We start from the raw sequence: 8,470 nt of genomic DNA on the forward strand, positions 1-8,470 counted from the left end.
GTCTTGGGGAGGGCGGGGAGGATCTCCACCCGGTCCGGCAGGAAGCGGGCGTCGTGGCCCGCCCGCGTGACCCGGGCCCGGATCTCCTCCAGCGTGGGTCCCCGGCCGCCGCGCGGGACCACGACGGCGACGATCACGTTGCCGTGGCCCTGCCCGCCGGCCGCTTCCAGACCGACCAGCGCGGCTTCCTCCGCCCGGGGGTGGCTGCCGATCACCGCCTCCAGCTCCGTCATCGGCGCGACCCGTCCGTCCCGCACGACCGCGTCCCGGGCCCGGCCGATGATGCGGATGCCGCCCCGGCCGTCGTCCCGGGCGAGGTCACCGGTGTCGAACCAGCCGTCCTCGTCCAGCTCGGCCGCGAACGCCTCGGGGCGCCGGTGGTACCCGAGCGCGAGGGACGCGCCGCGCACCTTGAGCCGGCCCACCCCACCCGTGGCATCGGTACTCCCGTACGCCTCCGACGTCTCGATCCGGGTCTCCATGGCGTCGATCGCGCTGCCGTTGCTCCGCGCCGCCCAGCCCGCGGGGTCCTCGGGGCGGGTGGTCGTCACGGGGCCGTTCTCCGACATGCCCCACAGCGAGTGGGCGCGCGCGCCGAGCGTCTCGTGGACCTCGTCGGCCAGCTCCTGAAGGACCGGGGCCGAGCCGATCACCACATGCCGCAGCGTCCTGGTGTCGCGCCGCTCGGCCCGCTGGGACGCGGCCACATCGGCGAGGGTGGCGGGCGGCCCGTACAGCAGGGTCGCCCCGTACCGCTCCACCAGGTCCAGCAGGGCCTCGTTGCGGCGGACGTCCTGGAAGGCGACCGTGCCGCCCAGCATGACCCCGGCCAGCACGCCCTGGGCGAAGCCCGAGTAGTGGACGAGCGGCGTGGAGACCGCCGCCACCCACGCGTGGCCCTCACCATCGGCCGCCCCGAACGCGTCGACGTATCCGCGTACGGCCGAGTGGACCGTGTTCTGGCTGTGCAGCACGCCCTTGGACAGGCCGGTGGTGCCGGAGGTGAACAGCACCACGAAGGGGTCGTCCGGGCCGAGCGCCAGACCGGCCAGCCGGGCGGCGGCGCCCTCCCGCTCCTCCCGTTCCTCCGCCACGAAGTGGCCGTGGAAGGGGCGCGCACCCTCGGGCAGCGGACCGTCCACCACCAACACGTGTTCCAGCGTGCTGAGTTCACTCTTCAGGCGGGTCGCGATCTCCGCCAGCGGGGTGCCCGACCACGCGGGGAGGGTGATGCACACCCTGGCCTCCGTGAGGCCGAGGCGGTGGCGCAGCTCCTCCTCCGTGCAGATGGGCGAGATCGGGATGATGACCGCGCCGACCCGGATGGAGGCGAAGATCAGCGGCACCATCTCCCACCGGTTGGGAAGCTGTACGGCGACGAAGTCGCCCCGGCGGACGCCCAGGTCGAGCAGGGCCAGCGCGAAACGGTCCGTCAGCCGGTTCAGTTCGGCGTAGTCGAGGGTGTCGGTACGCGACTCCGCCACGCGCCGGCCCGCTATGGCCGGGCGGCGCGGGTGCTCGCGCGCCCGGCGGTGCAGATCGTCGAGGAAGGTCTCGTCCCGCCACCAGCCCCGGCGGCGGTACTCGGCGGCGCGCTCCGCGGTAACGGTCGCGCCTCCGGACGCCGCTCGCTCCCCGAGCGCGGTGGCCGCCGTGCTCATCGGCGCTCCTCGCGGCGGGCCGCGAGCAGCTCGGGCAGCGGGTCGCCCGCCCGTGCGGCCGCGATCTCCAGCAGGTCCCGGGTGTTCTGCCGGACCCGGTCGCCGACCCAGTCGAAGACCCACGCCTTGCGCGCCTGTGCCGCCAGGTCGAACGGGACGACCCGGGTGACGGCCAGGGCCGCCGAGGCCGCGCCGCCGATGTTGGCGATCACACCCGGGACCAGCCCGGCGCCCGAGGCGGCCACCTTCTCCTTGGCCGCCGCGCTGGAGGCGAGGTTGGCGCCCTCGACCACCAGGCCGGCCCGCAGCCGGTGGGCGTTCTCGGCGTTGATCGCGTACTTCTGCGCGGCCAGGATCAGGATGTCGGCGTCCACGTCGAGCCAGGCGTCCGGCTCCCCGGAGAGCTTCACGTCCTGCGGCAGCCGGGTGCGGTCGATCGCCCCGAACTGATCGGTGATGGCGGCCAGATCGGCGACCGGCAGCCGGTCCGCGCTGATCGTGCCCCGGACGTCCGCGATGCCCACGACGATGTGGCCCCGGTCCTCCAGGAACCGCGCCACCGCCCGGCCCACCGCGCCGAACCCCTGCACCACGACCCGGGCGGGCTCGGTGCGGCCGCTCGCCTCCAGGGCGGTGATCGCGGCGACCCCGACCCCGTGGCCGGTGGCGTCGATCAGGGGCTCGTAGTACGTACGCCAGTCGATCGGCATGTCCGGGGCCCCGAGCCGGTAGCGGGGGTCGTACTTCGCCTCCTCGAAGAAGACGGCCCGGTCGGCCGGGGTGACGCCCATGTCGATGCCGAGGTGGATGCCGCCGTGCAGGAGGGGCTTGACCGTGCGGCCGAAGGTGCGGAAGGTCTCCTCGCGGCCCGCGCCCCGGGAGTTCGTGGCGTCGGCGACGATCCCCGCCTTGGCGCCGCCGATGCGCAGCCCCGCCAGGGTGAACTTCTCGGTCATGTCCCGGGCCAGGCCCGCGACTTCCTCCTCGGTCACCCCGGTGGTCATCCGGGTGCCGCCCATCGCCAGGCCGTCGACGAGGGTGTCGATCACCACCCATCCCTTGATGTCGCCGCCGCTGCCGTTGAGGTGCACGGTGAGGGCGGGGTCCTGCGGTTCTTCCACTGCTGCGCTCATGGCGAAGTCCTTGTTCGGTACGTCGGTACGGAGGGGTCGTCGGTCGGACCGGTCACTGGTAGAGCCGCGCGAAGCCCCGCAGGATCTCCAGGCCGTCCTTGCGGAACTCCAGATGGGCCTGGGCTCCGTGGATCCGGCCGTCGTCCGAGCGCAGGAACTCCACGGGCGCGTGCTCGGAGCGGCCGATCGAGCGGTAGCCCGCCGGGGCCTCCTGGAGGTAGAGGGTGTGCCGGTGGAAGACGGTGACCGTGGGCTTCACATAGCTGAAGAGCGGCTCCTCCGTGTCCACCCGCGCCTCGTGGCCGCCGACCCGCTGCGGCCCTTCCACGAGCCGGCCGCCCGCCGCGACGGCGAGGATCTGCATCCCGCCGCAGATGCCAAAGACCGGCACGTCCGCCGTGCCGACCAGGTCGATCAGGGGTTGGTAGAACGTGCTGTCGTACGCGCGCACCTTGGTGCCGCTCAACACGATCGCCTGGTAGCGGCCGTTGACCCGGGCAGGCACGGACGAGGCGTCGACGGTGTCCGTGTCCGAGCCCAACTCCTCGAATCGGGCCCGGAGCTGCTTGAGGGAGAGTGTTCCGTTGTTGACGACCAGCACGCGTGATCTGCTCATGCGCCCGCTCCTGCCGTGGTGGCACGCTCCTGGGTGATCAGCGTGCCGGTGGAGCCGTCCAGCAGCTCGGTGACGGCGGCGCTGCCGATGACGACCCGCTCGACGCCGCGCTCCAGGGCCTCGCCCGCGGCGCGCAGCTTCTTGCGCATGCCGCCCTTGGCTCCCCGGTCGCGGAAGACGGCCGCGTCCTCGGCGCTGATCCGGCGCACCGGTTCGTCGTCGATGAGCAGATGGCCGACGTCGGTGACCAGGACCAGGTCCGGTGCGCCGGTGGCCCCGGCGATGGCGGCGGCGGCCCGGTCGGCGTCGGTGTTGACCTCCTGGCCCGCCGCGTTCCGGGCGAGCGGGGTGACGAGGTGGGCGTGGCCCGGCCGGAGGTTCTTCAGCGGGGCCGGGTCGACGCCGGTGATCGGGCCGACGAGGTTCTCCAGCTCGACGAGCTGCTTCTCCCGCCACCACCAGCGCTCGCCCGGGCCCGCGCCGACCAGTCCGTCGCTGCCGATGAGCCGCTCGGCGGTGATGCCGCGGCTCGCCAGCCGGGCGAGGACGTCCTCGGCCAGCACGGCGCTGACGGTCTTGATGTCGTCGATGACCTCGGGGGTGGTCCACCGGCTCTGGTTGCCGTACCGGTCGCGCAGGATCGCGGAGGGTTCGCTGTAGCGGGCGTCGAGCTTCTTCAGCGGCTTGGACCAGCCGTGGACGAGGATCAGCGGGCGGTCCCGGCCGAGCCGGGCCAGGTCGTCCCACCAGGTGCCGTCGAGATCGTCCAGGCAGCTGCCGCCCAGCTTCACCACCGTGGGGGTGGCGCGGTCCGCGCTCATGCCGGCATCACCGGCTGCTGCGTCAGCCCCGTCTCCTCCGGCAGGCCGAACCGCAGGTTCGTCGCCTGCACGGCTTGGCCCGCCGCTCCCTTGACGAGGTTGTCGAGCGCGGCGAGGACGACGATCCGGCCGCCCTCCTCGTCGAGCAGGACCGTCACGTCCGCGTAGTTGGAGCCGAGGACGACCTGCGGGTCGGGTACCGGGATCAGCGTCTCGTCGTGCCGCCGCACCCGGACGAAGGGCCGCCCCTTGTAGAAGCGGAGGTAGGCCCGGTTCAGCTCGCGCTGGTCCACCTTCTCGTCGGTGAACACATACGAACTGGTCAGCAGCCCGCGTACGTTGGGGACGCCGTACGCCGACATCGACAGGTTCCCGATGGTGCCCGGCTTGCTCCGCTCCAGGAAGTCGCCGACCTCGGCGGCGTGCCGGTGCCCGGTCGGGGAGTACGGGGCGATGGCCCCGGCCCGGAACGGGTGCAGGTCGGAGGTGCGCAGCTGGATCCCGCCGCCGCTGGACCCGCTCTTGCCGTCCACCACCACCGTCTTCAGGTCGAGCCCGAGGCCGAGGGTGAGCGGGGCCAGGCCCAGGGTGATCGCGGTGGCGTAGCAGCCGGGAAGTGAGATCAGCGGGGCGTCCTTGAGCTGGTCGCCGACCAGTTCCGGTACGCCGTAGACGAAGCGGTCCGCCAGGTCGGTGCGCCGCTGGACCTTCGGGTACCAGCGGTCGTGCAGTTCCGGCGTACGGATGCGGAACGCGCCGCTGAGGTCGACGATGGCCGGGACACGGTCGGCGAGCAGCGCGGACAGCTCGGCCGAGACCGGGGCCGGGGTGGCCAGGTAGAGGACGTCGACCTGGTCGACGACGTCCTCCGTGACCGGCTGGACGGTCAGCCCGTGGCCGAGCCGGAGGCCCGGGTGGAGCTCGGAGGGGCGGCGGCCGACGTTGGAGGAGCCGCCGAGGAAGGTCAGCTCCAGGTCGGGGTGCTGGGTGATGAGGCGGATGAGTTCGCCGCCGGCGAGCCCGGAGGCCCCGACGACTCCTGCGCGGATCATGCGAGTAGCTCCTGCAGATAACGGCCGATGGCCGAGGGGATGTCCGCTCCGGTGGCGGAGGCCACGGCCCGGAAGCCGGGGGCGTGGTTGACCTCGTTGACGACGTGACCGTCGGGGGTGGCGAAGAGGTCGACGCCGTAGATCCCGGGCCCGAGCACATCGACCACACCGTCGACGATCTTGAGGATGCCGGGGTCGTGGGCGATCGCGCGGTTCTTGTTGCCGAGGGCCGCGTTGTTGCGCCAGTCGCTGCCGCCGCTCTCGAACTCGGCGGCCCCGATCAGCTCCCGCCCGACGACCAGGCACCGCACCGAGCTGCCGCCGAGGTACGGCTCCACCACACTGGCCTGCTCGAAGGCGTGGGCCAGGTCCTCGATGTAGTCGTACACGGAGTGGGCGGTGTCGGCGTGCCGGATGAGCGTGACCCGCTTGCCCATCCCGCCGAAGACGGGCTTGAGGACGAGGGGCAGCGGCAGATCGGCGAGCGCCTTGTCGAAGTCCTTGCGGGAGAGGACGAGCCGGTGGTCGGGGACGGGTACGCCCGCCGTGTGGAGCAGGGCGCGCAGGGCGGCCTTGTTCTCGCAGGCGTGGATGGCCCGGGCGGTGTTCAGGGTGGGGACGCCCGCGGCCTCGGCGAGGGTGGCGATCAGCCCGCCCCGGGTGTAGCTGCGGCTGCGGACGAGGAGGGTCTCGTACCCCTGGATCGACGGGGCGTCCGGGTGGCCCAGGGAGAGGGACTCGTCGTTGACCCAGTCGATCCGGAGGCCGAAGGCCGGGGCCGCCTCGATGAGCAGGCGTTCCTCCCAGGCGATCCGGTCCGCGACGAGGGCGACGGGGCGGTCGGCGCCCATGTCACTGGCCCCAGTCGCGCAGCTGCACCTCGACCATCTCCAGCGTCAGCCGGCCGTCCTCGACGGCCTCGACGCGGAGGGTCAGGACGCACTCGGGGCAGGAGAGGGTCTCGCCCAGGGTGACCGGGGGGACGGTCAGATCGGTCTCGCACTCGGGGCATACGCCGGTCAGGGTGGCGGTGGGCATCGTGAACTCCGTAAACAGATGAAGGTGGGTTACGCGGGGACGGGGTGAGTCACGCGAGTGAGGGCCGGACTACGCGGGTACCGGCCGGAAGTCGACGGCGGCCTTGCGGATCGTGTCCCGGTCCAGCAGCGGGCGGCCGTCCCGCTCCTGCCGCTCGGCCAGCCACGGGGTGAAGGCGTCGACGTCGACGTCCAGGCCCGAGTCGGTCAGCGCCCAGCGGACCAGGGCGGTGGTGAGCCGGGACCGGACCCGCAACTCCCGCCTGTTGCCGACGAGTTCGGCGGGCAGGGTCTCGTACGCGTGCGGGTGGCTCAGCTGGCCCGGCAGCTCGTACGCGAAGGCGTGCGGGGTGGTGGGCCCGGACTGGAAGGCGTCCCCGAGGCCGGCGCCGCGCAGGGCGATCCGGGACAGCTCGGTGAGATGGGTGAGGTCGAAGCGGGCGTCGCCGTGGATGACGCGCAGCGAGGTGAGCAGCTCGGCCAGCGGGGCGTTGCCGCCGCGCTCACCGATGCCGCCGACGGTCGCGGAGATCCACTGCGCCCCCGCCCGCACGGCGGCCAGGGAGTTGGCGACGGCCATGCCCAGCATGTTGTGCGAGTGGATCTCGATCTCGGAGCCGTCGATCGCGGTGAGGTCCGCGATGACCTTCTCCATCTGCCAGGGCGAGAGGTACGCCACGGTCTCCGCGAGCCGGAACCGGTCCGCCCCCGCCGCGAACCCCGCCTCCACATAGGGGACGAGCCGCTCCCGGGGCGTACGGGCCCCGTCCTCACCGCTGAACGTGACGTGGAAGCCCCGTTCCTTCGCCTGCTGGATCGCCGAACGGGCCAGCGCCTGGAGGAATTTGGGGCTCGCCGAGTCGAGCTTCAACTGTGCGTGCTGCTCGGAGGTGGGGATGGAGTACATGATGTGGCGCACGCCCAGGCGGGTGGCCTCGTCCAGCGCGCGGGCCACCTGCCGCCGGTCGCGTACGACGACGAGCGTCATGCTGCGCTCGGGGGTGACCGCCTCGTGGGTGGCGAGGACGAGCTCGGCGTCCTTGGAGTCCGGGCCGGAGACCATGCCCACCTCGACGAGCTCGACGCCCGTCCGCACCAGCAGATCCGCGATGGCGGCGGCGTCCGCGGGGCCGAACTCCACCCCCGCCATGTGCGCGGAATCCCGCAGCGTCGCATCCGATATACGGGGCGGCCTCTCCTGCTTTACCGGTCCTTCTGCTGCCATTTCCTTTGCTCCGCTTTCCGTGAAAGGAGTGTGCAATCAGGGGCTGCATTCGCTGACTCGTATCCTTCGGCGCCTGGCCGAAAAGAGCAATGTCTGGTGTGTCAGAGCTGTGTTGCGGAGTGTCAAGGAGTGTCAGGGGAGGTCAGGGAAGGAAAGGGAGTGCCAAATAGTGCACGTCAGAGGCCCCTTGATGGGGAGCGCGTCCTACGGTGCGTGCATGGATCTCTTCTCGCTGCCCCGCCTGGGGGTTGTCGTGCCACCGGAAAACCCCACGGCGGAACCCGAGTTCAACCAACTCCTCGGCGCCGGAATGAATGTGTACGCCGCCCGCTTCCCGGTGACTCCCGGGGCGGGTCTCAGGGCGATGCTGGAGACGTACAACGAGGTGCTTCCGGGCCTGCTCGGCAGTTTCGGCGCGCTGCGGCTGGACGCCACCGTGGTCGCGTGCAGCGCCTCGCACTACCTGCTGGAGCCGGAGGGCGACCGGGCCTTCTGCGAGGAGCTGTCCGAGCGCGCCGGCTCGCCCGTGCACTCCTCCACCCAGGCGATACTCGCGGTCTGCGAGGCGCTGGGGGTGGACCGGCTGACGCTCGTCTCCCCGTACGAGCCGTGGCTCACCGACACCTCCCGCGCCTTCTGGGAGCGGGCCGGTCTCACGGTCGACGGGGTGGTGCTCGTCCCGGCGGAGGAGGCCGCGACGCCGGGCGGTCAGGAGCTTTTCGACCCGTACGCGGTGACGACCGCGGCGATCCTGCGGCGCATACGGGAGCGGGAGCTGCCCGCGGACACGGCCCTGCTGTTCACGGGTACGGGCATGGGCACCCTCGCCGCCCTCACCGAGCTGGCCCGGCAGGACCCGCACCGGCCGCTGCTGACCTCGAACCTGGCGTCCGCCTGGTGGGCGCGGCGGGCGGTGGGGGTGAGC

9 protein-coding genes are annotated in these 8,470 nt (G+C 72.3%); 1 reads left to right on the plus strand and 8 read right to left on the minus strand.

Translation table 11 applies throughout. From position 1 onward, the window contains the following. The 8 genes from HET64_RS32865 to HET64_RS32900 form a co-directional block, all read right to left on the minus strand. A partial coding sequence (locus HET64_RS32865) for an AMP-binding protein (RefSeq protein ID WP_215110807.1) occupies positions 1-1,661 on the minus strand: 1,661 nt, incomplete at its 3' end. Further along, positions 1,658-2,794, minus strand: coding sequence for a Glu/Leu/Phe/Val dehydrogenase dimerization domain-containing protein (locus HET64_RS32870; protein WP_215110808.1), 1,137 nt, complete (start codon positions 2,792-2,794; stop codon positions 1,658-1,660). The genes HET64_RS32865 and HET64_RS32870, both read right to left, overlap by 4 nt. 52 nt (positions 2,795-2,846) lie before the next feature. Beyond that, positions 2,847-3,410 carry a type 1 glutamine amidotransferase gene (locus HET64_RS32875; RefSeq protein WP_215110809.1) on the minus strand — a complete coding sequence of 188 codons (564 nt, stop codon included), beginning with the start codon at positions 3,408-3,410 and terminating at the stop codon, positions 2,847-2,849. Continuing rightward, positions 3,407-4,231, minus strand: a complete 825-nt coding sequence (locus HET64_RS32880; RefSeq protein ID WP_215110810.1) for an acetylglutamate kinase — start codon at positions 4,229-4,231, stop codon at positions 3,407-3,409. Before HET64_RS32880 ends, HET64_RS32875 begins: the two co-directional genes overlap by 4 nt. Further along, the gene (gene argC, locus HET64_RS32885; protein ID WP_215110811.1) at positions 4,228-5,283 is read right to left on the minus strand and encodes an N-acetyl-gamma-glutamyl-phosphate reductase; all 1,056 of its coding nucleotides are present in this window, start codon (positions 5,281-5,283) and stop codon (positions 4,228-4,230) included. Before argC ends, HET64_RS32880 begins: the two co-directional genes overlap by 4 nt. Next, positions 5,280-6,134, minus strand: a complete 855-nt coding sequence (locus tag HET64_RS32890) for a RimK family alpha-L-glutamate ligase (RefSeq protein WP_215110812.1) — start codon at positions 6,132-6,134, stop codon at positions 5,280-5,282. Before HET64_RS32890 ends, argC begins: the two co-directional genes overlap by 4 nt. A 1-nt stretch (position 6,135) precedes the next feature. Next, positions 6,136-6,321 carry a lysine biosynthesis protein LysW gene (locus HET64_RS32895; RefSeq protein WP_215110813.1) on the minus strand — a complete coding sequence of 62 codons (186 nt, stop codon included), beginning with the start codon at positions 6,319-6,321 and terminating at the stop codon, positions 6,136-6,138. Between the two features lie 69 nt (positions 6,322-6,390). Then, the gene (locus tag HET64_RS32900; RefSeq protein WP_215110814.1) at positions 6,391-7,545 is read right to left on the minus strand and encodes an isopropylmalate synthase; all 1,155 of its coding nucleotides are present in this window, start codon (positions 7,543-7,545) and stop codon (positions 6,391-6,393) included. 217 nt (positions 7,546-7,762) lie between these two features. Between HET64_RS32900 and HET64_RS32905 the strand changes: the two genes are divergently transcribed. Next, on the plus strand, positions 7,763-8,470 hold a 708-nt coding region (locus HET64_RS32905; protein WP_215110815.1), incomplete at its 3' end, for an arylmalonate decarboxylase.

The organism is Streptomyces sp. McG3 (genome assembly GCF_018619185.1).
In the GTDB taxonomy this organism is placed as follows: domain Bacteria; phylum Actinomycetota; class Actinomycetes; order Streptomycetales; family Streptomycetaceae; genus Streptomyces.

Bases quoted from the DNA above. Each gene is read 5' to 3' on its own strand.
- HET64_RS32870 (WP_215110808.1), bottom strand. From the start codon at position 2,794: ATGAGCGCAGCAGTGGAAGAACCGCAGGACCCCGCCCTCACCGTGCAC.
- argC (WP_215110811.1), bottom strand. From the start codon at position 5,283: ATGATCCGCGCAGGAGTCGTCGGGGCCTCCGGGCTCGCCGGCGGCGAA.
- HET64_RS32880 (WP_215110810.1), bottom strand. From the start codon at position 4,231: ATGAGCGCGGACCGCGCCACCCCCACGGTGGTGAAGCTGGGCGGCAGC.
- HET64_RS32875 (WP_215110809.1), bottom strand. From the start codon at position 3,410: ATGAGCAGATCACGCGTGCTGGTCGTCAACAACGGAACACTCTCCCTC.
- HET64_RS32890 (WP_215110812.1), bottom strand. From the start codon at position 6,134: ATGGGCGCCGACCGCCCCGTCGCCCTCGTCGCGGACCGGATCGCCTGG.
- HET64_RS32895 (WP_215110813.1), bottom strand. From the start codon at position 6,321: ATGCCCACCGCCACCCTGACCGGCGTATGCCCCGAGTGCGAGACCGAT.
- HET64_RS32900 (WP_215110814.1), bottom strand. From the start codon at position 7,545: ATGGCAGCAGAAGGACCGGTAAAGCAGGAGAGGCCGCCCCGTATATCG.